Raw genomic sequence first — 25,133 nt, forward strand, 5'->3', positions numbered from 1 at the left:
GTCAATATGCCCTTGGAAATTAGTATTATTCAACACTACCAAGAATGCTCTCAAGACTGCCTACCTCAATACCAATCCCTCAGAATCAATTCTTCTAATCGGCTTGTCACAGGTCGGCAAAAAATTCCATGTAATCCCTCAGGATTTTTATCGACCTACCGATAAACGTGGATAGTATTGCCTACGACATTATTGGAAGGGAGGTGGAACCATGAAAAAAGTCGCGAAAAAGAAGCCGGCAAAAAAAGCCGCCGTGCGAATGAAAAAGTCTCCGGGGAAGAAAAAGGCGTCACGATAACGCCCCTCGGGCATCACACTGTGTAGGTCCGGGGAGTCGAAACTGCTCTCCGGCTTACACTTTTCCTTCTCCCATCGCCACACGCGCTTCCTCATTCATCTCGACCTCACAACCCACGTTCGCATTCGCACAAGTTGAGTTTGCAGTCCGGTTATGTGATAACTCCCGATCATTATTCCGCATGTATTACCAGAGCACCCGTTATGGACATTAATGCACAAACCCAACTCTGCGGCCTGTTAGGCAACCCGGTCGATCATTCGCTTTCCCCAACTATTCACAATGCGGCCTTTCGTCAATTGGGATTAAATTTTGTCTATCTGGCGTTTCCCGTCCAGGATCTTGAAGGCGCAGTTCGGGGCCTACGGGCGTTGGGCCATATTCGGGGACTCAGCGTGACCATCCCACATAAAGTCACCATTTTATCCTTGTTAGATTCCGTCGAAACGACCGCAAAACACATTGGCTCGGTGAATACCATCGTCAAAGACCGGGGCCTGTTAGTGGGCTCCAACACCGATGCATCCGGCGCGCTCCAAGCCTTGCGACAAGGTGGAGTGGAAACCACCGGACAACGGGTTGTCATACTAGGATCCGGAGGAGCCGCTCGCGCCATCGCCTTCGCACTCGGCGTGGAAGGCAACATTGAACATCTGACTCTCCTCGGCGTCGATGATCAGGAACGAATGACCTTGGCGACCGACCTCAAAGCCAAAACATCCATCCTCTTGCACGACAACTCCTTAACTCCTGAAACCTTGCAATCTGCATTGGCACAGGCCCAATTGCTTATTCATTGCACCCCCATTGGCATGCACCCAAAGGTCGAGGAAAGCTGTGTCCCCAAGCATCTGTTGCACCGCGATCTGACGGTGATGGATATTGTCTACAACCCACTCAATACGCGTTTATTGCAGGATGCACAGGCGGCGGGATGCCGCACCATCCAAGGGATCAACATGTTTCTCTATCAGGCTGTGGGGCAATTTGAACTCTGGACCGGCAAATCCGCACCACTCGAGGTGATGCGTAACGTACTCACCTCCCACTTTTCATGAACATTGTCTTAATAGGATACCGGGGGACCGGAAAAAGTACGGTGGCCAAGATCTTGGGGCAACGCCTGAAACGAACCGTCATGTCCACCGACGCGGAAATCGTGAAGGAAGCGGGACAATCTATTCCTCATATCGTCGAGCAATTCGGGTGGGATCATTTCCGCGGGCTGGAAACGCAGATGTGTCAAAAGCTCACCGGCCGGGACAATCTGGTTATCGACACGGGCGGGGGACTCATCCTTAAGGAAGAAAACGTCAGGATGCTTAAAGAGAATGGAAAGATTTTCTGGCTGACTGCCGAAGTTTCAACGATTGCCAGCCGGATTTCCGGCGATACGCAACGGCCCTCTCTTTCAGGCACCAAAACGTTCGTAGAAGAAATCGAAGAAATTCTGGAGATTCGCAAACCTCACTACCAAGCGGCCGCCGATCATGTCATTCCATCGGACCAAGTTTCCCCGGACCAAATTGCTGATGCCATTCTTTCCCACATTTCGATCTAGAACGTTCCCCCAGGGGGCCAGACCGAAGCCATCGGTCATTACCAAATAAAAGAGAGAGCGTAGGAGACTCCGCTGGGATCACATCCTGTCCGCTTTTTCTCCCATGTCGGCCATACGGCTTCGCCACGCCACAGACCAGGTTCTCACCCTCGCCCCATTCGGGGAGAGGAGACGCCAAACAGTAAAGGTTTGGGGAATAACGCAGTCTATAAAGCAGGCAACCACCTATGGTATCCATGTCGTTTTTGGAGATGCCGGGTTTCGCCCCGGCGAACGAGGTCCTTTTGTTTCGGCAAAAGGACCCAAAACCATGGTTGCCATGGCGTGGCCCTTCGGGTGCCCTGCGCCGTGTCGCCGACTCCGGCGACGCGCAAACTCGCGGAGCTTGTCCTGAGCGAAGCCGAAGGGCTCAAACAATGCGCGCCTTCCTCCGAAGTCGGCAACACGACTTGGCCTCGCCACAAGGCCACGGGATTCCAATGATGCTCTGTTTCCTGTGACGAATCTCGGCATCACAAAATTCGCTCGTGCTTCCTTGAGACGTGGTATGTGAAAATTCCCTTTCACTCTTTTCTTTATCCGACGCCTGCTGACAGGCTCAAGGGACGGACGCTCTGATCATTCAGCAGACCTTGTCTGAGCGCAGCGAGTTGGTCTGCTCTCCTAAGGTTCGCGTCTGTCCCCTCCAATGAAGCCTGTCTGGGCGTCACTGGTTTTGGCCACTTTTGCCGGAACAAAAGTGGCTCGGCTGGCGGGACGAACCCCCGCCCGAAAAGATATCAAGAAGGCGCTGGTTCCTTTTTTAGATTCAAGCCATCCTTGCCCAGGGAGCAGCCATGTAATCCACCACGGCCGGACCAGCTCAGATGATCTCGACTTGAAAGATGCATGATTGCCAGACCTATCCCCAAATGCGCTTTTCGCTGCTTTGGAAAATTAGGTATGCTTGGACCTTTTTAACGACTACATAAGAGCATTACACTGCTTCTGATTGGACGCTCCGCATCATCACCCGAATGAATCCCTCCACTAATAATCAAATGAACCCGTTAGCTGATCATTGGCGAAGACCCTGGGTTATCGAATGGTCCCAATATTTATTGGACAGTTATGTTCTCTGGCTCAACCGTGAACTCATCTCTCGGGAAGGGACCATACTGGAACAGGCGGAACGCTTGTTTAACTCCCCATTTGTGGTCGTCTCTCACGGATTGGAGGATGACCCTATCCTCAATTATGGAAACCGGACCGCGTTAATCCTGTGGGAAATGGATTGGAACCAACTGACTCAAACGCCTTCCCGGCAAACAGCCGAACCTGTGAATCGTGAAGAACGGGCCCGCATGCTGCATCAGGCTAAAACCAAAGGGTTCATTGCCGATTATCGTGGTGTCCGGATTTCCCGATCCGGAAAACGTTTTTTAGTGGAACGCGCCACGGTATGGAACATTCGCAATCCGGATGGGACTCCGCTCGGACAGGCGGCTACCTTTTCAACCTGGACGTTTATATAGGTCGTCGAACGTCTCCTCCTCACAGTATGGGTCTGTTGAAAAAAGCCGCCAACTGCGTTCTCGCCATTTTTCCGTGCTCACGTACTTCGTGTACGCTCCGCGCGCAAAAATAGCTGTGGCCTTGCTGTACGGACTTTTTTGAACCGCCCCGAAACCTCTGGCCTTCAAAGTTGCCATGGGGGCTTTAGCCCATGGAGAACAGTATTATTCAACACTCACAGTATATTCGACCTTTCCCCCGTGATGCGGAATTTCCAAGAGAGGCTCCCCAGGCTCTCCCTTGCCCTGAGTATTTTAGCTGGGCTATGGTGCCGCAAGTCTGAAAATTGACGCTTCAAGTAATTTTTACGGGAAACATGTCATGATTTTAGCAGCTGATGTTGGTGGGACAAAAATTAATCTGGCCCTGTTTGACTGGGATAAGGAACGGGTAGAGCCTATTCGTGAGGACACGGTCTATACGGCTGATTACGAGTCCTTCGAGGAAGTGTTGACCGAATTTCTTGAAGAGCCGCCTTCTACCGACACCGAATCGGAAGAGGCCCCGGACGACAGCGAGGCCCTTTCGTCTGAACCCGCCACTCCTTCTCCACTGAAACCCCTGACCGCGGCCTGTTTTGGAGTACCGGGACCGGTCTTGAATAATACCTGCAAAACCACAAATATTCCGTGGATTATCGAAGGAGACAAGCTCGCTGAGTTTCTGAATATTCCACATGTCCGTTTATTAAATGATTTGGAGGCTACTGCCTACGGGTTACGGCTCCTTCAACCGGATGAAATCGAGGATCTCAACCCCAACGCCTCTTCTTCCACACTTGATGGCACGCGGGTCTTATTGGCCGCGGGAACAGGCCTGGGAGAATCGCTACTCCTCTGGACAGGGAAGGACTACCACATCTGTCCGTCCGAGGGGGGCCACGCCGATTTCGCACCCAACAACGATTTGGAAATCGATCTGCTGCGATATTTGCGAACCAGCTACTTACATGTCAGTTACGAACGGGTTCTTTCCGGCCCCGGTCTCCATAGCATTTATCAATTTCTCCGGGACACCAAGAAAAACGAGCCCACCTGGTTTGCCGAAAAGCTCCCAACCGGGGATCCGACAGCATTGATTGCGGAGGCCGGACTGACAGGCAAACCAGAAATTTGTAAAGAGGCCCTGCAGATCTTCGTCTCTATTTACGGGGCCGAAGCCGGCAATATGGCACTCAAAACTCTGGCCATGGGTGGCGTTTATCTTGGTGGGGGCATTGCTCCAAAAATCATATCCGCGTTACGGGAAGACACCTTCATGAAAGCCTTTCTGGCGAAGGGCCGGTACAAACGATTATTGGCCAAGATTCCCGTTCGGGTGATTTTGAATCCCCATACCGCATTGCTCGGGGCGGCCTCCGTCGCTGCAGGCATGGCTGGCTAATACCATGCAATCAAAACATACCTTGTGTATGCCGCAGGACTCAGACCCCACATCCTCCCTTCGATATCATACTGACAGACCTTTGCCTCTGTTTTATTCCCCCTCGTCACAGCCGTTTTGCCCGATACCACTTGCAGAGCTCCGAATTTCGAGAAGGAAGGTCTGCTAGTTTCGATGAAACCAACGCCTTCGGCCCATTGCCAACGAAAAAATCCCGAGCGTGAGACCCTTCTATGCCCTCACCATCGACGCCATTGACCCCTGACCAGCAAAAAGCCCAGGCCGCCCGCAAAGCCCTTGAATTTATACAAGATGGCCAGATATTGGGACTCGGCACCGGTTCCACGGTCCATTACTTTTTGACGGCCTTGGGCCAGCTCGTACAACAGGGATTACGAGTCCGTGGGGTGCCAACCTCACAAGCCACAGCAGCTTATGCAACACAATTGGGCATTCCTTTACTGAACAATGATGACCCCTGGGACATTGATGTGGCGGTAGATGGCGCCGATCAGGTCGACCCCCAACTGAATCTGATTAAAGGAGGAGGGGGGGCGTTAATGCGGGAAAAAATTGTGGCAAACGCAGCTCAGCAATTCATTGTTATTGTGGATCAGGCCAAACAGGTGGACAGTCTTGGACTTCCCTTCCCCCTACCCGTTGAGATCCTGCCATTCGGCTGGCGTACGACACAACGGCATCTTGAGAATCTGGGATGGCCTTCCCCGTTGCGCCATAAAGCCGGCCAGCCATTCCTCACCGACAATGGAAATTATGTGGCGGATCTCCATATTCCTGAAATTACCGACCCCTCCACGGTCGAATTGTCTCTGAGCCAAATCCCGGGCGTGGTTGAATGCGGGCTCTTCCTGACGATGACATCCCTATTGATTACCGGCACGAATGATGGTCCCGTGCTCACCCGCGCTTCTTGAGTCATGGGTCTTCTCTGGTAGAATTAACCGAAGATTCGTTTGCCGTTGCATGCTACCGCCCTTGCAATCAAAGTTGATAAAATGGGAAACATGGATAAGGATCAAGAAATCAGGGGTCTGGCATAAGGACTCCCTTAACCGACAGAGGAAGAAGGTATTCTGCATGAGAGGACGATATCAGGGGCAAACATCCTCTGTGAGAAACAGACACCATTTTTGGAGAGTCGCGATCGCGGTGAGCCTCCTGGGATTCACCCATATACAATGCTCCCAGGCACCATCCTCCCCCCCTCCCGAGACTGCCCCTGCCATCACCGCAGACCCCAGGGAGACCGAGCTGCCCCTACCGGTCGTCCATGCAGGTGATTCGCCGACCGTGGTTAACGTCTCGACCCCTCTTCTGGCTTCGAACGAAACCTTTGTGAAAATCGCCAAAGAGGCCATGGCCTCGGTCGTGAATATTTCGGCGACCAAACGCACGGTTCAATCTCCCGGCACGAATCCCCTGTTTGAAGATCCATTTTTCCGAAGGTTTTTTGGAGAGGAATTTGAACGGCGGTTTAAACAACCCCGCGAACGGCAGGAGCAAGGCTTAGGTTCCGGAGTGATTGTCAGTGATGACGGGTACATCGTCACCAATAATCACGTGGTAGAACAGGCCGATGATTTGATGGTCCTCTTGGGAGATAAACGGAAACTTCCTGCGACACTTATCGGCACGGATCCCAAAACCGATTTAGCGGTGATCAAGATTGAAGCCACCGGATTATCCACTTTACCCTGGGGAAATTCTGCGGCACTGGAAGTTGGAGAATTGGTGTTGGCGGTCGGCAACCCCTTTGGATTAAATCAAACGGTCACAATGGGAATTATCAGCGCCGTAGGCCGCGCCAATGTCGGCATTGTCGATTATGAAAATTTCATTCAAACCGATGCCGCCATTAACCCAGGCAATTCCGGAGGTGCTCTCGTCAATCTACAAGGCCATCTCATCGGCATAAATACCGCCATCTTCTCCCGAACGGGTGGCTACATGGGTATTGGCTTTGCCATCCCCAGCCAAATGGTCAAAAGTGTGATGCAAAGCCTGATTGGGCACGGAAAAGTCATTCGTGGGTGGCTGGGCGTGTCGATTCAGGAATTGTCGCCGGATCTCGCGACTCAATTCGAGGTACCTGATACCCAGGGCGCGTTAGTGGGAGATGTCTTTAGCGAAAGCCCGGCGGGGCAGGCCGGATTGAAACGTGGTGATATTATCCGCACCTACAATGGCGTCACCGTGAAGGATCCAAACCATTTGCGCACGCTGGTGGCCGAAACGACACCGAAGAGTGCAATTCCTCTTGCGGTGTGGCGTAACGGAAAAATTGTCAATCTTTCGGTTTCCATCACTGAAATGCCTAAAGATACTGCTGCCTTGACAGAAATGGCTCCTAGTTCAGTCTCAGGGAACCACGCTCTCTCCGGGCTTTCAGTAGAACCCGTCCAACCTGGACAAACACGAGATGGCCAGGGGGTGGTCGTGACCCAAATCTCACCAAACTCTCCGGCAGAACGGGCAGGCGTTCAACCGGGTGATGTAATACTGGAATTGAATCGCTCTCCCATTGGATCCGTGAAGGATTTCGAACAGCTTGTGAAGCGACTGGAAGCTGGAGACTCGGTCTTAGTGCTCTTGCAGCGCGGAAAGGGCGCCATTTTCCTGACCATCAAACCCTAGCGACTGGACCAGAGCGTCTCCCTGGCCAGACCTGACACCCTGAGAGCCGAACATCCATGACGCCACTTTGTTTATCCGGGACATTTCTTCAAATAAGCAGATTATTCTGCTTTATGGTTTTTCTCCTATCCCCGGTTTCCACGCAACCAATTCTGTGGGCCTCTTCTCCGCAGATTGCCATCCAGGCTGAACCGCCATTTTTTTCTCCGAACCACCTGATGATCCGCCTGGATACCGCCCTCACCTGGAAAAATCAAACTCGAGAAGCCCATTCCATCGTGGCAGACGACTGTCAGTCCCGCTCCCAGTGCTCATTTGATTCAGGCGTCATTCGTCCCGATCATCAGTTTGTCTTAACACGCTTAGCCCCCGGGCAGTACCCTTACCATTGTGGACTCCACCCCTTTATGCGGGGTCTGTTAACTATCCATACCCCGCACTCTCCGTCCTCTGATATCTGATTTAAAAGCCATTTTTTTTGTTGTCGCGACTTGCCTCCCTTGTCAACACAGGTGATTGTACGTCTGCGATCACTGACAGCTGCCCTTTTTTCGTTGCATGCCATAAGTCCCTAATGGTACATTTCTGGGATGCCTGGTATGGGCAGAAAGTCCAAATTTTAATTACTAAACAGACACAGACTGGTCCCATCGTCTAGGCTGGTCTAGGACGGCACCCTCTCAAGGTGCAGACACGGGTTCAAATCCCGTTGGGATCACCAATCGCTATTAGGAGCTGAAGTCCGCCCCTTCCTGAATGTTCGCACCCGCTCCCCTTAGAATCAGACTCCTCGTACTCCCGTCTGGTTATGACTTTCATCTATGCCGTAAGGATCTGTGATGACTACGAGAACTTTTCACGATGGCGAAAGCGACGGCCTGGAAGCCCTGGAGGCTCTGGATCCGGAAACAATCGAATCTTTTTCCGACCTTCTCTCAGCCATGAAAAAGACCGCCTTTGGCGGGCGACGTCTGGGCGATGCCTTTGAGATTTTGGACAAGATGGTCGAGGATCCCGATTGTACCGTGATCTTAACCTTGTCCGGGGCCATGACCATCGCGAAAATGGGAAAGATTATCTGCAGCATGATCGACCGAAATATGGTGCAGGCCGTGGTATCCACGGGGGCGTTAATTGCCCATGGCTTGAGTGAAGCCGTAGGCAAAACACACTATAAATATCACCCATCCATGACGGATACCGAACTATATGAAAAGGGCTATAACCGCGTCTACGATACGCTGGAGATGGAATCCAATCTCAACCACGTCGAACGGGTTGTGAGCCAAACCTTAAAGCGCATGACTCCCGACACACCCATCTCCTCGGAAATTCTGACACGCGAAATCGGGAAAACTCTCCACGACCATTACGAAGGACCAGGGATATTGAAAAGTGCCTATGAGAAGGGTGTCCCGGTCTATATTCCTGCATTTACCGATTCTGAAATGGGGCTGGATGTCTCCATTTGGGCCATGAAGGAGAGACGACAATCTCAAGCCACACCTCAATCCCCCGATCTCTCCGATCAGGAAACCTGGCAAATCTTGCAGCAATCTCGTCCATCATTTAATCCGTTCTTAGATCTCAATAGTTATACGGAAAAACTGCTGTCTGCCAAACGGTTGGGAATTTTCACAATCGGAGGCGGAGTTCCCCGTAATTGGGCACAACAAACGCCACCATATATCGATATTCTCAACCTCCGGATGGGTACACAATTAACCCCTCCGCGGTATCAGTACGGTGTCCGCATCTGCCCGGAGCCTGACTACTGGGGTGGTCTCAGCGGATGCACCTATGAGGAGGGTGTATCATGGGGAAAATTTGTGCCTCGAAAAGAGGGGGGAATGTTTGCTGAAGTGTTGAGTGATGCCACAGTGGTTTGGCCACTTCTCATGATGGGGCTCCTGGAAAAAGCCCGTCGCCGATAAATTCAACCCCTTGGCACGATCAACCTCTTCTCTCGACACGGTCCACCAGGAATGCAACAATAATTAGCCCATAGCCATGGAGTGATGATGAACATTGCCCAACCCCGCAAATCGACCGTATTGCTTGCCATCCTTCTTGGCACCCTGCTGATGAGTCCCACGATTCACGGGAAAACTCCTGACTTTTTGATCCAGGATGATGATGTGGTGCGAGGGAATCCCAAGGCACCCATCACCCTGTTGGAATACTCGGATTTCACCTGTGGCTTTTGCGAAAAGTTTTTTCATGAGACCTTTCCTAAATTGCTTTCAGAGTACATTGAGACCGGAAAGGTGCGTTTTGTCTATAGGGATTTCCCGAGAGGCATGGGTAGTCCACTTCGAGCAGCCGATGCCGCTCGATGCGCCGGAGAGCAAAACGCCTACTGGCCCATGCATGATCGGCTCTTTAACAGTGGAGGCCAGTTGGCTCCGGAAAATCTCAAACAATATGCCAAGGAACTCAACCTCCACGGAGAACAATTTTCAGAATGCTTGTCCTCCCATCGCTATTTGGAAGATATTGAGAAAGATTTACAGGATGCGGGTTCCCTGGGAATTCGGGGGACGCCGGCTTTCGTTCTCTTTCCGACAACCGTGCCAGAAGATCCTCATCTTATTTTAATTCCCGGCGCCTTCCCCTATGAGACGTTCAAGGAAGAAATTGATAAATTGCTCAAGCTTCATGGAGGCTCGACTTCTTCACTGTCTTTGCCAGTCCTGTCCCCTACTCACATCGAAGGAGCATGAATCCTCCATGCAATCGCTTTCTACGCAATTCCTCATTGATCTGACAGCGTGATTAGGTGTACATTTGCACAGGCAATCCTGAAATTCATGTTTTTACCAACAGAATGGTTTTGAGTCATGACGGAATCCCAATCCTTTTGGCCTGTTGAATGCGCGCAAGGTGAACCTGATTTGTTTGTGTGCTTAACCTGTTTTGATGAAGTATTCAAAGCCAAGATGCCGGTCGACGGGTGTCCGAGCTGTGGAGCCATCGCCGCATTCGAACCGTTTAGTTTGGATGCGATTAGGGAATGGGGAACGGAGAATCTTATTCAGAAAGCTGAACGGTTGCCTTCTTCATCCCATCCCGGTTCTGACCAGCCAGCTTCATCAATCTAACCACCTCCATTGCACGAGGTTTTTACCTTTTCATGACTGTGGCCACGGCAAAGCCAATCCTTATCGGCGGCCAATGGGTCCAGACCTCCGCTGCGGAGCCGGTACGCAACCCCTATTCCAATGACGTGGTGGCCATGGTCTGCCAGGCCGAGCCTGAGCATATCCACCAGGTCACCAACTCTGCCAAACGAGTCTCGGCCGAATGTGCCAAGATACCGGCATATGCCAGAGCAAAGGCGCTCCTCCATATCGCCACAGGCCTTTCCACAAGACGGGAAATGTTTGCGGCCACAATTTGTCAGGAGGCCGGGAAACCGATTACCGATGCTCGCCGTGAAGTCGATCGGGCCATTCAGACCTTTCGCTTGGCCGCAGAGGAAAGCACGCGCATCCCTGGAGAAATCATTCCGATGGATCTCACCCCAGGAGGAGAGGCGTACTCGGGATCTGTCCAACGCTTTCCGATCGGGACGGTTCTTGGCATTACCCCATTTAATTTTCCCCTCAACTTGGTGGCCCACAAAGTGGCCCCATGCCTGGCAGCGGGAAACCCGATGGTATTGAAACCAGCCCCCCAAACCCCGTTAACTTCGCTCCTGTTGGGTGAAGTCTTTTTGACCACAGAACTGCCTCCGGAAATGCTGACGATCATCCCGTGTTCCAATACCCTGGCAGAACAAATGGTGACTCATCCCAATTTCCAAGCCTTGAGCTTTACCGGCTCTATGACGATTGGGTGGATGCTGAAAGGAAAGGCCGGATACAAACGGGTTCTGCTCGAACTCGGAGGAAATGCCGGTGTCATCATAGAACCGGATGCCAATCTTGATGTGGCCATAGACCGTTGCGTCGCAGGAGGGTACGGATATGCCGGACAAACCTGCATCTCTGTGCAACGAATCTTCGTCCATGAATCGCGTTACGACAACTTTCTCAAGGCCTTTGTCGAGGGAGTCCGATCATTGCCCATGGGCGATCCCTCCCTCGAAAACACCGTCGTCGGTCCCCTCATTAATGAACAAGCCGCCCGCCGAGTCGAGACATGGATCCAAGAAGCCGTTTCGCATGGGGCAAGAGTCATGACTGGCGGAACACGAAAGGATTCATTCATTGAGCCTGCCGTCCTGACCCACGTCAACAACAATATGAAAGTCTGTTGTGAAGAAATTTTCGGGCCGGTGGTGACCGTCACACACTATGCAGATCTTGAAGAAGCGTTTGCCCTCCACAATGATTCTGATTTCGGGCTCCAAACAGGTATTTTCACCAGCAACATCGACACCATGTATCGGGCATACTCACGGTTAGAAGTCGGCGCACTTCTGGTGAATGAAATTCCGACTTTTCGGGCCGATCATATGCCTTATGGAGGAATCAAACAGTCAGGGTTAGGGCGAGAAGGGGTGCGGTATGCTATTCAGGAACTGACCGAGCCTAAATTGTTGCTGGTCAAAAGGCCTTCTTAAGGCCTCCGTATTTTTTCTGCAACGTTCAGTCCTCACAATCTTGCACCTTGCCAACCAGTCTTGGTAAAAATACCGGCGTACGTGGCAAGGTTGTTCTTTCCCGTGGTGTTCGAATCGTCCAGGCTTTCCCATATAGAGTTTGTGCCAACAGATTGGAGAGCGAGGTTGTGAATCAGATTCGACGATCACCTAGTCATCTCCTGCCTATCCCAATCCACCACTAACTGATCGACGAAGGAGTCGCGATGGTCCCAACGCAAATGTTTCTCACCAGAGGTGTGGGCGTCCACAAGGAAAAACTGGCATCTTTCGAAGAAGCCCTCCGGAGCGCGGGAATTGCGTATTGCAATCTGGTGACCGTCTCATCCATTCTTCCTCCAGATTGTAAAATCATCTCGAGAAAACGTGGCGAACAGTTACTTAATCCAGGCGAAATTACCTTTTGCGTCATGGCCAGATCTGAAACCAACGAGCGGAATCGCTTGATTTCGGCTTCAATCGGCGTGGCCATTCCCTCTGGTAGGAAGGTTAATTATGGCTATTTATCGGAACATCACGCTTATGGCGAAACGGACGAAGAAGCAGGGGAATACACCGAGGACCTCGCGGCCCAAATGCTCGCAACCACGCTTGGCATCAAATTCGATCCAAATGTTGCCTGGAAGGAACGTGAGCAGGTATTCAAAATGGGAAGGGATATTGTCCGAACCCAGAACATTACTCAATCTGCGATCGGCAAACCCAATCTCTGGACGACCGTGGTAGCGTGTGCAGTCTTTATTCCTCTTGAAAACATCACTGAGGATCCAAAGCCCCGTCAGAAAAAATCAAAGTAGGGTCCTGGATTGATCAATCTATTCTGGAGGATAATTGTTTCTCTTTCTCGAGTCTTTAGCAACCTGACAAGACCCCATTCGAACATCTTTTTATCCAGTAGGAGTGCCCCTCCTTTACCACAATCGGTTCTGCAAGAGCCGCCCTTTTCCCTCACAGTGGGACTGTTAAAAAAAGCCGCCAGCGGCGTTCTCGCCATTTTTCCGTGCTCCCGTATTGGAAGTACGCTCTGCGCGCAAAACAAAATTTGTGCCCTTCGGGACACGGCAGGCAATTTGCGGCCTTCCCTTCGACATGACTCAGGGCAGGACTGGACGAACTTTTTTGAACCGCCCCGAGGCCTCTGATATGCAACGTGCCTGTGGGTCAATATGCCCTTTGAAATTAGTAATATTCAACACTCTCAGAGTGAGAATTCAGCGCACAAGACGGTATGGTCCGAGGGGCTTTCCGCACGACGCGGCTGAACATCCACCTTCACCGTGTGAGAATAGGGAAGAAGCGGCGGGGTAACCAGAATGTGGTCTATTCGCCACCCGCGGTTAGCTTCCAAAGCTCCTGGACGTCGATAATCCCAAAACGTAAATTGCTGACGATGCGGAAAATGATGTCGAAACACATCCTCGAATCCCCATGACACCGTCTCCTGATAGGCACGACGCACTTCTTCATGGAAACACACATGCTTGAGGTGTTTTTCGGGACTATGTACGTCAACCGGTTCGGGGGCCACATTCATATCTCCACACCAAACCACGGATTGTCCTGGTGAGACCACACGCGAGAAATACCGCCTCAATCGCTGGAACCACCTTAATTTATAGGCATACTTCGGCGAATCAATCGCAAATCCCTGTGGAACGTAGGAATTAATAATCATGATGCCATTGACCACCACTCGCACCAGGCGAGTGGAATCCTCCGGTAGCTCCCCGTCCTCAAAACCAAAGGCCACCGCTTCCGGCGCTGCCCGGCTGAATATGGCGACGCCGTTGTAGGATTTCTCACCACAAAAGTTGATGACATAGGGTAAGTCGGAAAAGGCTTGAAGCGGAAACTCATGATCCTGTACTTTAGTCTCTTGAAGGCACATAATATCTGGGTTGTGTTGCCGTAACCACTTGTGAAGGATACCGATTCGCTTTCGAATTGAATTGACATTGTAAGTCGCAATTTTCATTCTTCTTGAAACTCCTATTCACCAATCACGCTGCAGACATTCCTCAAAAAGAACAAAGGCAGATACTCCTCCCCAACCGATCCTTGGGTATGTGAGGTATATGAACTGATGGCTACCCGTAATCTCTTCACTCCTGACGAATTAGCCCTTTTGGCCGATCAGGATTTTTTTCGGAAGAAAGCCGAAATGTCGGTCAAAATCAAACAGGTCCTTGAACACCTCCATGAGCGGATTGAGGCAGAAATCGGCTTACATCACCTTTTGGCTCCTGAAGGGTTCGACCCTCAAGCCAGTCAATTTGTCAAAGGCGAACATCTGGAAAATTTCCCCTATCAATATGTGGATTTCCCAAGATTTTATACGCGTGAGAACAAATTCGCGTTCCGTTCCCTCATCTGGTGGGGACACCACATTGCCTTCGCTCTGATAGTTGAGGGCCCGCTTGTGAAGCAATATCGACGCAATTTATTTAATCGATACTCGGAGGTGGCAGACCATCATCTCTGCCTGTGTCTCAGCCCATCTCTCTGGGAGTGGAAAACGGGACCTGGGTTGACACTTCCGATTACCCAGGGTCGACGATCAGAAATCGCTGCAACACTCGACCATCGTACCTTCTTTAAAATTGCCAGGTTCCTTCCAATGGATGATCCGGCAGTACAAACAGGTACCATCGTGGATGAAGGTCTGAAAACCTTTCAGGCGATCCTACCGGTCATTACGGCTTAGGAGCCTCTCGGGCTTCGGATAAATCGTCGGCAGTTGTGCTCCCAGACACACACCATTCGTCGCACACCAGGACCCAATCAAAAAATACCCCTCGATTTTCGGTCCTATTCTTCCTCAGCCAGGCCTAGTAATCCGGTGAGCTGATCCACCGAATACGTCTGTGTGGTCTGAAGAATGATCGATTGAATTCCCGCCGCCTTCAACAGGGTCTCCACAAATCGATCTCGGTCTTCGCGTCCTGTCGTGGGCGGGATCTCCTTGTTCAAGGTAATCACTGTCATGACTTTAAGCGTCCCAGGATGGGCTAGAACGACATCACAGCGAACAGGCTGAATCGTTCGCATGGCTGTCTTTCGAGCTTCTTCATCTTTATCGACAACGGACAGGACACTTAGGAGCGGGATTTTGGCCAAAACCAGCATATGATCACGAGCCGCTAAGGTAATCAGATTGTAGAGCGTCGCTTCTTCCGGCGACATGATGGGTCGAGCGGTTACCACACTCTCCCCAGATTCAGGATTCAAAGCTGGTAGAACCCCTGCTGGAAGTGGACGGCGCCAGATCCATCGCAACAAAAACACGACTCCAAGCATGAACCCAGCCAGGAAAATCAGTGAAAGTCCGTTCTGAGACATCAACCTGTCCGTCATTTCACCAGTGGGAAAAAGCCCGAAATAAAAAGGAACATCCTAAGGAAGTCCGTGAATACCGGGAGTTATCGTCCCCAAAATAACCGAATGGCGAGCACCCGTGACCTTAGGCAAATTGGCACAGACACCCTTCACTGTTTGATACGCCAGCACTGCAAAGGCCTGCGCCTCAAAGGCCTGGCTGGATGCCCCACATTCATCCATGCGCATCACGGGAATGGGATCGAACACACCGGACAGTTCTGACCAGAGCCGAGCATTTCGCACCCCTCCACCGCCAAACACCAACTCATCAGGGACTTTCCTCATCCACTTTTGCGCTTGGTGAATCACCTGAGCAATAAACCGGCAGCTCGTCGCTAAAAGGTCAGAATTAGCCAAATGGCGACCCTTCGCTTGAGCCCACACGCGCTGGATATAGTCCTCTCCAAACATCTCACGCCCGGTGGATTTGGGAGGCCTTCGAGACACATAGGGATGTGTCAGCAGCCAACGAAGCAGCCTCTTATCTACCTGCCCCTTCATGGCAAGACGACCACCCCGGTCAAATCTCGCTATGCCCTTTGTCCCCATCGCCACCAATCCATCCAACAACATATTGCAAGGTCCTGTATCAAACGCCCGGACCTCTGACAGCTTTCCCCCGCCGGGTAATAGGGTTACATTAGCAATCCCTCCTAGATTGACCACCATTCGTGTGGCATGTTTCTGAGCAAAAAGAAGGGCATGGACATAAGGAGCTAATGGAGCTCCCTCTCCACCGACCGCAAGATCTCTGCCTCGAAAATCCGATACAGTCGTGATTCCGGTACGTTCCGCAATCACATGGGGATCTCCAATTTGCAGTGTCGAACGGATCTGACCAATACCGGGCTCATAGATCGCGGCAGGCCGATGATGAATTGTTTGACCATGCGAGCCGATCAACGCCACTCGTTGAGGAGAAATCCCGGAATGCTTGATGGCTAACAACGCGGTTTTAGCAAATACTTCGCCCAGGACCACATTGAGGTGACAGATCTGCCCGACGGTTCCCTGCTCACAAACTTGTAAAATTCGTTGCCGAAGCTTGGGAGCATACGGACGACCAACATGTTTGAGCAGAACACTCTTGAGACGATGTCCGGTTCCTCGAATATCTACAACTGCGGCATCCACCCCATCCGCCGAGGTCCCTGACATCATCCCCACAACAATCATCGATTACCTCGATTCAATGGCCTGCGTAACTCAATGGAATGACCCTCGCTATGTTGCAAGCCTTGCCATGGCCCATCTCTACCCATTCAATGGGTTGGTGGGGGGTTCGTGGGGGGAGCGACATGCTTGCTCCGATCCCAGACCATACCAGTCTGTTCTTTATCAGAAAATCCCAAAGAAGCGTAAAACCCCTGATAGCGCCTGGTGCAAAGCCAAAACAACTCCACCCGTTCCAACTTGGGATGCGTTAAAATTCGCTGGATAATCCCTTTACCAATATCCCGATCCTGATAGGCCCGATCCACGATCACATCCCAAATCGAAGCCCGATAGATAAAATCCGTCAACACCCTCCCATATCCGACGAGTCTTGAGTCATCCCAGGCGGAAATGGCCACATCCGTATGAGCGAGCATATGTTCAGTGTCTTCCAATGAACGATGACAAGCCCAATCCGTTTGGCAAAACAGTGCCAACAGCTGTTGCGCCTTAACGTCATGGGAATCCAAAAAATTGATCATGCGTTGGCAGATTGTGGCAAGATGTATTACACTAAGTCTACTAGAAATACGTGACAAAAAACTGGAGTCGTGCCGATGTCGATGTTAGTCAGAAAATGTCCAAAATGCAGTAAGTTATTTTGGAAAAAAGAAGAAGAGATCCTATATGCCGACGAGAATACCCTGAAAGTCGTCTGCAATCACTGTCACCAGACATTGCGAATTCCGCTCATCACAGAAGGCGCCAATGCCGGCGCCCCAAAAATGGGACATTAGGATTTTTCAACATTTCCCTTCCAGCATCGGAGTCGCGAGTTTACCAAATCATAGCCAATTGAAAATATTCTCCTCCTCTCTTCTTCATCATTAGACTTTTGACTGTATGCGACACGAACATTGGGCCGGTTTAGATGTCTGCATTACAGGTGGTGTGGATCGCCAAGGGAGCGGTGAGGGACCCCTTGTGGTTCTCTTGCATGGATTCGGAGCACCAGGGGATGATTTAGTCGCCTTATGGCGGTATCTAAATGTTCCGGATGACGTCCGTTTCCTCTTTCCTGCCGCTCCACTCCAATTGAACATGGGCTTTGGGGACGCCCGAGCTTGGTGGATGCTGGACATGGAACGCCTCACACAAGCCAGGGCCCAAGGGCAGTGGGAGGCATTGTCACAAGAAATCCCCCGTGGCTTGCCTCCGGCCCGCAATCAAATGCAGGATGTCCTCTCTCTTGCCACAGAAACCTTGTCCGTACCACCATCATCGCTGATCCTTGGAGGGTTTTCCCAGGGAGCCATGCTGGCGACCGATCTGGTCCTTCATACCAATATTCCCTTCGCAGGAATGGTACTACTATCGGGCAGCCTTATTGCCAAGCAAGAATGGCTTACTCGCCTACCCAATCGCCAAGGTCTTCCGGTATTTCAAAGCCATGGCACCGACGATCCTATTTTATCCTTTTCCATGGCGCAGCAACTTCGTGAGCATATCCAAACGGCTGGATTACCCGTCAGTTGGGTAGAATTCGGTGGGGGCCATGAAATTCCCATTCAAGTGTTGCAGGGTCTCGGAGCCTTTCTGCAATCACATCTCTATCCTTCTCCGCCTTAGAAAAATAATGCGGGAAAAAAGTGAGGAGTCAGGAGACAAGAAGGAGGACCCCATCCTCACCTTCTTCCTTAACTAAATCTACATTTTTTTCCTCACACCTCGTGTCTGACCTCACCTCGGTTAGGGCTCTTTCCACACCGCACGGACGGGACTAGATACACATCGTGCCCCCTAGGAACCATTCATTCTGAGAAGATTCCAGACCCGCATTGCGCAGAAAATTCTCTCTCCGGTATAGTGGGGTCTGAATATTACATCATTTTTCACCAGGATTAACTTTTTCTATGATGACATTTGAAGAGCTGAGCACTCAACTTCAGCAAGCGTTAGGCGATGCTGAAGTTTCGGTCCTTGATCGAACCGGTACCATGGACCATTTTACGGTCAAAGTCATTTCCAATGCCTTTGAAGGAAAGAATCTGTTGGACCGTCATCGAATGATTTACCAAGCCCTAGACGCGCCCATGAAAGACGGACGCATTCATGCCCTAGAAATTCAGGCCAAAACCCGCAATGAAGCCCAAGGAGGATAATCTTATGAGTACGCCTATTGAAGACGAAATTAAGAGAGAAATCGCCCAACACAAAATTCTCATTTACGGGAAGGGCACCAAGTCTGCGCCACAGTGCGGATTTACCGTGGAGACCATGGAATTTTTTAACAAATTCGGCTATCCCTATGAATTGATCAATGCCTTGCCAAATCCTGAAAAACGGGAGGCTCTTTCTAAAATGACCAACTGGCCGACTTTGCCAAAAGTTTTCATAAACGGTCAGTTTTATGGTGATACGGATGTTTTGGGCCCAATGGAAGAAAAAGGGGAATTGCAGCCACTTTTAAAAGCAGCGTTTCCCGATCAAGCCCCCTAATAATCCAAACCAAACGTTTCTTGGATCAACAAAGCCCACCTCAATAACTGGTGGGCTTTGTTATGTTTCTCAGACCTACCCCAGTCGGAACGCTCCTCAATCACGCAAACTCACAACACACCTCAGACGCTTCCTTCATTAATACCTCTAAGGACCCTGTGCCCGCTCATGGCCTCAGGGTTTGAATCGTGGCAGGGCTATCATGCCTTCCCTGAGCCCTCCGATTATCTCTCAACCACATGTATTCTTTTGTTGACCGTTCCTAGCTTATTGAGTTGTGTTTTTGGCAATTTGGTCAACACTTCACGCGTAATTCCTTAAGCATGTTGCCCATTGTCCGATAGGTTCAAACTGGAACAATTGAGGCAATGAGCCATCATGAGACATCCCATCTTAATACCAAGGGCAAAAGCCAAAGGAACATCTAAAGCGCTAAGGTCATCTTCGGGCAGGTTCATTCTCAGTATCATCATTGGTCTAGGAATAATGAACTGGTCTTCCGCCCAGGGAAGTCATTTGACACTTCCCGGCTCCCAAGACTTGAGTCATGGAGATGAATCCGACCCTCAGCCTTTCATCCGGCAACTAGAAAAGATCAACAACTATATCCCTCCTCACGCTCAGCCTGATCGCAAAAACGCCGCCTCATCAAAGATTGAGCACTCCGCTCTTCCTGCCAATCCCCTTCATCCGTCGCCCACCGAACCCAAACCTGCAGGATCTCAGCAATCCCATTCTCCTCCATCAAAGAAACCCATACACATTGCCGTCCTCCTTCACACCAATGACACACAAGACCAGACGAATACGGGATGGAGGTCATTGTTAAATGGTCGGCCCGAAGACGCGATAGCGGCTTATCAAGAATCCCTCAGGATCGACCCCAAATCAGCCGAGGCCTATCTCGGCATGGGCATCGCGCTGAAAAGCCTGGGCTTTATTGATCATGCCAAAGATGCCATTCAACAGGCGCTCGAACTCAACCCTCATCTTTCTTCAGCACTCGTTCATCTGGGATATCTTTATGCAGATGGCCACATCGGCCGCTCAGATTCCAAAGCCGCTCACCGACTTTTCAGTCAAGCATCTCAACTCGGGGATCCATTTGCCAGTATCGCACTCCTAGACCTGCAAACCCGCTCTCGGCCGCAATCCTGATTTCCGGACAAGGAGTGGGCTTAAGAATGGCATCCCATATGCCGATGGATTTTATATGGGCATGTCATCCCTACCATTTTCCCTATTCAGCCTGAAACTCGGGCAAACGACGCGCCCTGCGTAAAGGAGAACTGACAGATGCCAAAAAAACTATTCCGGCCGCTTCATCATTCCCAGGGGTTTACCCTGGTGGAAATGATCGGGGTATTGGCCATCATCGCCATACTGATTGCCTTGTTACTGCCAAAAATTTTCACTCTGATTGCCTCGTCAAAAGCCAGTTCCATGGCCGCCGCTGTGAGAACGTATGAGACTGCCGTCGCAAAGTATTATGGAGATATCGGAACCATCTGGCCTCTCAATGCCGCTGGAACTCCGGCACAAGAGACCGGAGGTAACAGCGCCACCGTTACCTCTCTTGGAGCTCGTTTAACGCTCGACGCCTCCGATCCGTTGAATACCGGAACCAATCAATGGAGCCGATTCCGAGGACCCTATCTGGAAAAATTTAATACCAATACGCCTCCGGGACTGGGCACCACCATGTACATGCCGGCGCAAACGGCAGTTGCACTTGGGACAGCGACAACAGGGACGAATGTAGGATGGGATCTGAAGGGTGATGATGGCAACAGCGATCTCCCCACTGGAGCCCGGGTGGCCTATCTCAGAGTCGACGGAGTTTCCGATACGGAATTCAATGAAATTGATGGAGTCATCGATGCCGGTATCGGTGCAAGCTTAACCGAACGCCAATTACGCGGACGCGTGAAATACAACCCCAGCAATGATCGCATGTATATTTATCTTACCCATCAATAATTCCCATCTTCGTTCATTGAGGGATGATTGAGAAAATCCCAACAATGGCTGTGCTCCCTCATCCTATGTGTTCCTCACAGGCGAGCACCCATTTGCCGTCGCCCATAAACTTCTCCTAGCAGTCTGGCCCATGCCAACCACCACACCACCCACAGCCCCACGGCCTCTCCTTGGAGCGTCTCTCCTCCAAGACGGCTGGATCACTCAAGAACAATTGGACTTGGCGATCCGGGAGACGAAGAGAAAAGGGGTGATGCTCGGCCAAACCCTCATTGGCCTGGGCTTCATTACCGAAAAAGTCCTGGCCCATTATCTGGCTGAGGGCACCCAAACCGGGTTAGTCGACCTCTCCACTATCTTTATCCCACCGGACATTGTGAATCTCATTCCCTACGACATCGCCACCCAGTTTCAAGTCCTCCCTCTTAGCAAACAGGGGAATGTGTTGAACCTGGCCATGGCAGATCCGTTGAATATTGTTGCGGTGGATACCATTGAAAGTCGTATCGGGCTCAACGTCCACACCCACACGGCCCCTGCCCAAGAGTTAATTGAGGCGATCGAGCGGCACTATGCGCACCGGGAATCCATCAAGCAACTGCTTGATGAATTAATGGTCAAAGGGATCTCCGATCTCGGGGAAGACGGAAGCCGGGTGGCGCCGATGATTCGCTTGTGCAATCAGCTCATTACCGCCGCCATTCAATCACGGGTGACAGATATCCATGTTGAGCCGGATGAGTACTATTTACGGGTCCGAATGCGCATTGACGGCATTCTCACACAAGAAATTCTCATTCCAAAACCACTGCAAGCGCCTATTACCGCTCGGTTTAAACTCATGGCCAATCTTGATCTCACAGAAAAACGAACTCCCCAGGACGGCCGGATCCCCTTTACGTTAGGCACTCGCCGAATTGATCTTCGTGTGTCGACGCTTCCAACGAATTTCGGAGAAAGCATTGTCCTCCGAATTCTGGATAAAGGGGCATTGAAGTTAGAATTCCTGGCGTTGGGGTTTACATCCAACGACCAATCGCGCATCCAATCCCTGATCCAACGTCCCCATGGCATTATCCTCGTGACAGGTCCCACAGGAAGTGGAAAGACCACGACGTTATATACGGCCCTCCGTCATGTCGATGCCAAAGAAAAAAGTGTGTTTACGCTGGAAGACCCGATCGAATATCAAATGCCTCTCATTCGCCAAACGCAAGTCAATCCAGACATCGGCATGACCTTTGCGGCCGGACTTCGTGCCCTACTTCGGCAGGATCCTGACGTCATTCTGGTTGGTGAAATCCGCGACCAAGAAACGGCCGATCTGGCGATGCGCGCGGCTTTAACCGGGCATTTGGTTTTTTCCACACTTCACACCAACGATGCGCTAGGAGCCATTCCCCGTTTAATCGACATGGGCGTGGAAGCGTTCCTCCTCGCCTCCGCTTTGACCGCCATTATCGGACAACGACTCGTCCGGTGTATTTGTCCCGAATGCAAGGTTGAACGAACGGATGCCGCCACTGTCCTTGCAGATCTTCGAGTGGAATTGCCGGACAACCTTCCCCCGACTCTCTGGATAGGAAAAGGATGCCACGCATGCGGCCAGACAGGCTATAAAGGCCGGGCAGGCATTTACGAAATAATTCAGATTGCAGAGGAACTACATGGGCCTATCGTGCACGGCCCGGATATGGCAGGTATCCGGGCAATTATCCGGCGGGATCGAATGCCAACGATGTTTGATGACGGACTCATGAAAGCCCTGCAGGGAATCACCACTCTTGAAGAAGTGTTGAGGGTGACCGGTGGCTAATTTTCAGTACCGCGCCATCGACGCCCATGGGAAGCCGGTTGAGGGAGAAATGGCGGCGCCGGATCTTTTCCACCTGGAACGGCAGCTCCAGGACATGGGACTCTGGCTCGTGCGCACATTGGAATCCAAACCGAAGTCCCTCGCACGAACCCCTCAAAAAAGAGGGAGAGTCAAACCCCGCGATCTGATGGAATTCTCCACACACATGTTTACCCTCCTCGAGGCGGGCATTCCCCTTAGCCAGGCTTTAAAAAGTCTGTCGATTGAGACACCCAACCTTCATTTGCGTTCGACCTTACAGGCAATCTTTCAACAAGTCGAGGCCGGAAACACCTTGCATGATGCCATGAAGCAACATCCCAGGATTTTTCCTCCTCAAATCACCAATCTGGTGCATGCCGGAGAAGACAGCGGCACCTTGACCGAGACCTTCAAAGAATTAGAACGATATCTGGATTGGCTCGATCAGATCCGTGGAGATGTCCGTCAGGCCACCATTTATCCGAGCATTGTCATGGTAGCGGTGATCGGATTACTGGTCTTGCTCTTTACGTTCGTCATTCCCCGATTTGTCCCTATCCTGGAAGGTCTGCATGTGCCTCTCCCGACTATCACCATTCTCATTATCACCCTCAGTGAACTTTTCGTCGGGAGCTGGTGGCTCTGGAGTTCGTTCCTCCTGCTCGGCCCAATGGTGTGGACCCTGGGGCGAAAATACCTGCCGGGATTCGCTCACTGGCGGGACCGCATGGTCTTACAACTCCCCGTTCTGGGGGAACTCATCCGGATGCTCACGATATCCAAATTTGTTCAAAATTTTGCCGTCTTGTATCGAGCCGGCATCCCTGTTCTGCAATGCCTGCAACTGTGCCAGGGACTGGTGGGCAATTCTGTGATGGAACGGGCGCTTCAGGACACCCAGCGCGCCGTGTCAGAGGGCTCCACCATCAATGAATCATTAAGCCGTCATCCGGTCTTTCCGCCAATGGTGATTCAAATGATCTCGGTCGGGGAAGCCACCGGAACATTACCCCACACACTCATGAATGTGGCGAATTATTATAATCGGGAAATTCCCCGCAGAATCAAAAAAGTGTTTGGCATTCTCGAGCCTCTGATTACTCTGGGATTAATCGCGATCGTGGGAATCGTCGCGCTATCGCTCTTTATGCCCATGATGAGTTTAATGGGTGGAATCCATTGACAGGCTATCTGGGCCAGCCTGGCGTCGCCATACCTTCCCCGTCCCGCCAACAGAATGCCTCTGACCCGGAAGCCGGAATGACCCTCATTGTTTTTATCGGCCTGTTGGCGATTCTATCTATCGGGCTCGCTGTTGTGTCGCCTTCCATGGTCAGAGTCTGGGATCCAACGAGTGAAGACCGTGAAACCCGTGATCTTCAACTCATCGCCAACGGAATCATCTCGTATCTTCGACAGAACCACGCGTTCCCCCCTTCGCTACTCATCCTTTCTCCTGACTTTGCGCCATTGCCTCCAGCCCAAATGACGCGAAACGCACGAGGGTTCCCCCGCTATTATGCGGTGCATCCCTCCATAACCGGATTCCAAAACTCGACCGGACTGACTGGCGGTGAACTCATCAATGCCCGGTTTCTTCTCATATCCAATCTCGCACAAGATGCGGCCCCGGCCATCACCACACCCGCCTCCTTTGAAACCTGGTGGAACATGAATGACAGCACGACCCCTCCGCTCATTATTCATCGTGGAACGGTCAGCCATCTTTTTTATATGGTAGACCTTATCCCCAACGGAAATGGCGGAAGTTTTTCCATTGACCACCAACCAACTCATTCCAACGGCGCGCTTCTTCCAACACATAGCCGCCTTCACCTTCTAGGCACCGAAATCGGTTTGGACGAGGACAATAGCTACAACATCCCTGATTTTGAGTTCTCTCTTACCACCAATACCGGTTATTGGTTCGATCCCTTGTGCGTCCCCACCAAACGATGGAACCCTCTGTCTCCGCCCTGTTAGCCGAAAACATTCTCGAGACTTTCTCGCTCTCTGACCCGGCAAAAAATGCCTGCTTTTCCACCTCTCTCACCTGCCTCCGGCGGATCGTTTCGTCCCCTTGTGGTCTTCGCAAACCCGTCATGAACATTTGAAAAGTTTAAGAAAATTAAGATTGGCTTTTTAAACACCGAAAGAAAGGTTGGTGGACTACCAGGCGGGATAGGCCCGATGGAGAGAAGAGTACGTACACTCACCCCCGAGACAA

25 protein-coding genes and 1 tRNA gene are annotated in these 25,133 nt (G+C 51.3%); 22 read left to right on the forward strand and 4 right to left on the reverse strand.

Translation table 11 applies throughout. From position 1 onward, the window contains the following. Positions 1–501: 501 nt before the first annotated feature. From LX98_RS17510 to LX98_RS17570, 13 genes are all read left to right on the forward strand, one after another. Positions 502–1,356 (forward strand): shikimate dehydrogenase, encoded by an 855-nt coding sequence (locus LX98_RS17510; protein ID WP_496430081.1) that lies wholly within the window; start codon positions 502–504, stop codon positions 1,354–1,356. Then, the gene (locus LX98_RS17515) at positions 1,353–1,859 is read left to right on the forward strand and encodes a shikimate kinase (RefSeq protein ID WP_496430082.1); all 507 of its coding nucleotides are present in this window, start codon (positions 1,353–1,355) and stop codon (positions 1,857–1,859) included. Before LX98_RS17510 ends, LX98_RS17515 begins: the two co-directional genes overlap by 4 nt. Before the next feature lie 1,016 nt (positions 1,860–2,875). Continuing rightward, complete coding sequence (locus tag LX98_RS17520; protein WP_496430083.1) at positions 2,876–3,373, forward strand: MEKHLA domain-containing protein; 498 nt, start codon at positions 2,876–2,878, stop codon at positions 3,371–3,373. Positions 3,374–3,734: 361 nt separating this feature from the next. Beyond that, entirely contained in the window at positions 3,735–4,796 is a 1,062-nt protein-coding gene (glk, locus tag LX98_RS17525; RefSeq protein WP_496430084.1) for a glucokinase, read from the forward strand. A 233-nt stretch (positions 4,797–5,029) separates the two neighbouring features. After that, positions 5,030–5,731, forward strand: coding sequence for a ribose-5-phosphate isomerase RpiA (gene rpiA, locus LX98_RS17530; RefSeq protein WP_496430085.1), 702 nt, complete (start codon positions 5,030–5,032; stop codon positions 5,729–5,731). 163 nt (positions 5,732–5,894) lie between these two features. Beyond that, positions 5,895–7,451, forward strand: a complete 1,557-nt coding sequence (locus LX98_RS17535; RefSeq protein ID WP_496430086.1) for a Do family serine endopeptidase — start codon at positions 5,895–5,897, stop codon at positions 7,449–7,451. Positions 7,452–7,564: 113 nt separating this feature from the next. Next, positions 7,565–7,912, forward strand: coding sequence for a cupredoxin domain-containing protein (locus LX98_RS17540; RefSeq protein ID WP_496430087.1), 348 nt, complete (start codon positions 7,565–7,567; stop codon positions 7,910–7,912). A 182-nt stretch (positions 7,913–8,094) separates the two neighbouring features. Beyond that, a tRNA-Glu gene (locus tag LX98_RS17545) sits at positions 8,095–8,172 on the forward strand. A gap of 118 nt (positions 8,173–8,290) precedes the next feature. Beyond that, on the forward strand, positions 8,291–9,385 hold the full coding sequence (locus LX98_RS17550) for a deoxyhypusine synthase family protein (protein ID WP_312646021.1): 1,095 nt from the start codon (positions 8,291–8,293) through the stop codon (positions 9,383–9,385). An 84-nt stretch (positions 9,386–9,469) separates the two neighbouring features. Next, a complete protein-coding gene (locus LX98_RS17555; RefSeq protein ID WP_496430088.1) occupies positions 9,470–10,174 on the forward strand; it encodes a thioredoxin domain-containing protein in 705 nt (234 codons plus the stop codon). 117 nt (positions 10,175–10,291) lie between these two features. Then, positions 10,292–10,552 carry a hypothetical protein gene (locus LX98_RS17560; RefSeq protein WP_312646018.1) on the forward strand — a complete coding sequence of 87 codons (261 nt, stop codon included), beginning with the start codon at positions 10,292–10,294 and terminating at the stop codon, positions 10,550–10,552. Between the two features lie 32 nt (positions 10,553–10,584). Then, positions 10,585–12,018, forward strand: coding sequence for an aldehyde dehydrogenase family protein (locus LX98_RS17565; protein ID WP_496430089.1), 1,434 nt, complete (start codon positions 10,585–10,587; stop codon positions 12,016–12,018). A 245-nt stretch (positions 12,019–12,263) separates the two neighbouring features. Continuing rightward, positions 12,264–12,854 carry a pyruvoyl-dependent arginine decarboxylase gene (locus LX98_RS17570; protein WP_496430090.1) on the forward strand — a complete coding sequence of 197 codons (591 nt, stop codon included), beginning with the start codon at positions 12,264–12,266 and terminating at the stop codon, positions 12,852–12,854. Positions 12,855–13,255: 401 nt separating this feature from the next. On the opposite strand, the gene xth is transcribed toward LX98_RS17570, so the two are convergent. Further along, entirely contained in the window at positions 13,256–14,032 is a 777-nt protein-coding gene (gene xth / locus LX98_RS17575) for an exodeoxyribonuclease III (protein WP_496430091.1), read from the reverse strand. 108 nt (positions 14,033–14,140) lie between these two features. On the opposite strand from xth, the gene LX98_RS17580 reads away from it, so the two are divergent. Beyond that, a complete protein-coding gene (locus LX98_RS17580; RefSeq protein WP_496430092.1) occupies positions 14,141–14,761 on the forward strand; it encodes a hypothetical protein in 621 nt (206 codons plus the stop codon). Between the two features lie 104 nt (positions 14,762–14,865). On the opposite strand, the gene LX98_RS17585 is transcribed toward LX98_RS17580, so the two are convergent. The 3 genes from LX98_RS17585 to LX98_RS17595 all read right to left on the reverse strand — a co-directional run bounded on the left by LX98_RS17585 (position 14,866) and on the right by LX98_RS17595 (position 17,132). Beyond that, entirely contained in the window at positions 14,866–15,396 is a 531-nt protein-coding gene (locus LX98_RS17585) for a DUF2726 domain-containing protein (RefSeq protein WP_496430093.1), read from the reverse strand. A gap of 54 nt (positions 15,397–15,450) precedes the next feature. After that, positions 15,451–16,611: an anhydro-N-acetylmuramic acid kinase gene (locus tag LX98_RS17590; protein ID WP_496430094.1), complete on the reverse strand. Its 1,161-nt coding sequence runs from the start codon at positions 16,609–16,611 to the stop codon at positions 15,451–15,453. 86 nt (positions 16,612–16,697) lie between these two features. Then, positions 16,698–17,132 carry a GNAT family N-acetyltransferase gene (locus LX98_RS17595; protein ID WP_496430095.1) on the reverse strand — a complete coding sequence of 145 codons (435 nt, stop codon included), beginning with the start codon at positions 17,130–17,132 and terminating at the stop codon, positions 16,698–16,700. A gap of 361 nt (positions 17,133–17,493) precedes the next feature. Here LX98_RS17595 and LX98_RS17600 point away from each other — a divergent pair, with 361 nt between their 5' ends. The 8 genes from LX98_RS17600 to LX98_RS17635 all read left to right on the forward strand — a co-directional run bounded on the left by LX98_RS17600 (position 17,494) and on the right by LX98_RS17635 (position 24,889). Continuing rightward, positions 17,494–18,219, forward strand: a complete 726-nt coding sequence (locus LX98_RS17600; protein ID WP_496430096.1) for an alpha/beta hydrolase — start codon at positions 17,494–17,496, stop codon at positions 18,217–18,219. A 284-nt stretch (positions 18,220–18,503) separates the two neighbouring features. After that, the gene (locus tag LX98_RS17605; RefSeq protein ID WP_312646008.1) at positions 18,504–18,752 is read left to right on the forward strand and encodes a BolA/IbaG family iron-sulfur metabolism protein; all 249 of its coding nucleotides are present in this window, start codon (positions 18,504–18,506) and stop codon (positions 18,750–18,752) included. Positions 18,753–18,756: 4 nt separating this feature from the next. Further along, a complete protein-coding gene (locus tag LX98_RS17610) occupies positions 18,757–19,089 on the forward strand; it encodes a glutaredoxin domain-containing protein (RefSeq protein ID WP_496430097.1) in 333 nt (110 codons plus the stop codon). A gap of 486 nt (positions 19,090–19,575) precedes the next feature. Further along, entirely contained in the window at positions 19,576–20,247 is a 672-nt protein-coding gene (locus LX98_RS17615) for a tetratricopeptide repeat protein (protein ID WP_496430098.1), read from the forward strand. A 138-nt stretch (positions 20,248–20,385) separates the two neighbouring features. Next, positions 20,386–21,069, forward strand: a complete 684-nt coding sequence (locus LX98_RS17620; RefSeq protein WP_312646005.1) for a prepilin-type N-terminal cleavage/methylation domain-containing protein — start codon at positions 20,386–20,388, stop codon at positions 21,067–21,069. 130 nt (positions 21,070–21,199) lie between these two features. After that, entirely contained in the window at positions 21,200–22,885 is a 1,686-nt protein-coding gene (locus tag LX98_RS17625; protein WP_496430099.1) for an ATPase, T2SS/T4P/T4SS family, read from the forward strand. Continuing rightward, positions 22,878–24,089, forward strand: a complete 1,212-nt coding sequence (locus LX98_RS17630) for a type II secretion system F family protein (RefSeq protein ID WP_496430100.1) — start codon at positions 22,878–22,880, stop codon at positions 24,087–24,089. The genes LX98_RS17625 and LX98_RS17630 overlap by 8 nt, the downstream gene beginning before the upstream one ends. Further along, complete coding sequence (locus LX98_RS17635; RefSeq protein ID WP_496430101.1) at positions 24,086–24,889, forward strand: hypothetical protein; 804 nt, start codon at positions 24,086–24,088, stop codon at positions 24,887–24,889. Before LX98_RS17630 ends, LX98_RS17635 begins: the two co-directional genes overlap by 4 nt. Positions 24,890–25,133 lie beyond the last annotated feature (244 nt).

It is taken from the genome of Nitrospira marina (genome assembly GCF_059568365.1).

Bases quoted from the DNA above. Each gene is read 5' to 3' on its own strand.
- LX98_RS17585 (WP_496430093.1), bottom strand. From the start codon at position 15,396: ATGTCTCAGAACGGACTTTCACTGATTTTCCTGGCTGGGTTCATGCTT.
- LX98_RS17570 (WP_496430090.1), top strand. From the start codon at position 12,264: ATGGTCCCAACGCAAATGTTTCTCACCAGAGGTGTGGGCGTCCACAAG.
- rpiA (WP_496430085.1), top strand. From the start codon at position 5,030: ATGCCCTCACCATCGACGCCATTGACCCCTGACCAGCAAAAAGCCCAG.
- LX98_RS17590 (WP_496430094.1), bottom strand. From the start codon at position 16,611: ATGATTGTTGTGGGGATGATGTCAGGGACCTCGGCGGATGGGGTGGAT.
- LX98_RS17580 (WP_496430092.1), top strand. From the start codon at position 14,141: ATGGCTACCCGTAATCTCTTCACTCCTGACGAATTAGCCCTTTTGGCC.
- LX98_RS17510 (WP_496430081.1), top strand. From the start codon at position 502: ATGGACATTAATGCACAAACCCAACTCTGCGGCCTGTTAGGCAACCCG.
- xth (WP_496430091.1), bottom strand. From the start codon at position 14,032: ATGAAAATTGCGACTTACAATGTCAATTCAATTCGAAAGCGAATCGGT.
- LX98_RS17605 (WP_312646008.1), top strand. From the start codon at position 18,504: ATGATGACATTTGAAGAGCTGAGCACTCAACTTCAGCAAGCGTTAGGC.
- LX98_RS17600 (WP_496430096.1), top strand. From the start codon at position 17,494: ATGCGACACGAACATTGGGCCGGTTTAGATGTCTGCATTACAGGTGGT.
- LX98_RS17560 (WP_312646018.1), top strand. From the start codon at position 10,292: ATGACGGAATCCCAATCCTTTTGGCCTGTTGAATGCGCGCAAGGTGAA.
- LX98_RS17555 (WP_496430088.1), top strand. From the start codon at position 9,470: ATGATGAACATTGCCCAACCCCGCAAATCGACCGTATTGCTTGCCATC.
- LX98_RS17565 (WP_496430089.1), top strand. From the start codon at position 10,585: ATGACTGTGGCCACGGCAAAGCCAATCCTTATCGGCGGCCAATGGGTC.
- LX98_RS17515 (WP_496430082.1), top strand. From the start codon at position 1,353: ATGAACATTGTCTTAATAGGATACCGGGGGACCGGAAAAAGTACGGTG.
- LX98_RS17540 (WP_496430087.1), top strand. From the start codon at position 7,565: ATGGTTTTTCTCCTATCCCCGGTTTCCACGCAACCAATTCTGTGGGCC.
- LX98_RS17615 (WP_496430098.1), top strand. From the start codon at position 19,576: ATGAACTGGTCTTCCGCCCAGGGAAGTCATTTGACACTTCCCGGCTCC.
- LX98_RS17610 (WP_496430097.1), top strand. From the start codon at position 18,757: ATGAGTACGCCTATTGAAGACGAAATTAAGAGAGAAATCGCCCAACAC.
- glk (WP_496430084.1), top strand. From the start codon at position 3,735: ATGATTTTAGCAGCTGATGTTGGTGGGACAAAAATTAATCTGGCCCTG.
- LX98_RS17625 (WP_496430099.1), top strand. From the start codon at position 21,200: ATGCCAACCACCACACCACCCACAGCCCCACGGCCTCTCCTTGGAGCG.
- LX98_RS17550 (WP_312646021.1), top strand. From the start codon at position 8,291: ATGACTACGAGAACTTTTCACGATGGCGAAAGCGACGGCCTGGAAGCC.
- LX98_RS17535 (WP_496430086.1), top strand. From the start codon at position 5,895: ATGAGAGGACGATATCAGGGGCAAACATCCTCTGTGAGAAACAGACAC.
- LX98_RS17595 (WP_496430095.1), bottom strand. From the start codon at position 17,132: ATGATCAATTTTTTGGATTCCCATGACGTTAAGGCGCAACAGCTGTTG.
- LX98_RS17520 (WP_496430083.1), top strand. From the start codon at position 2,876: ATGAATCCCTCCACTAATAATCAAATGAACCCGTTAGCTGATCATTGG.
- LX98_RS17620 (WP_312646005.1), top strand. From the start codon at position 20,386: ATGCCAAAAAAACTATTCCGGCCGCTTCATCATTCCCAGGGGTTTACC.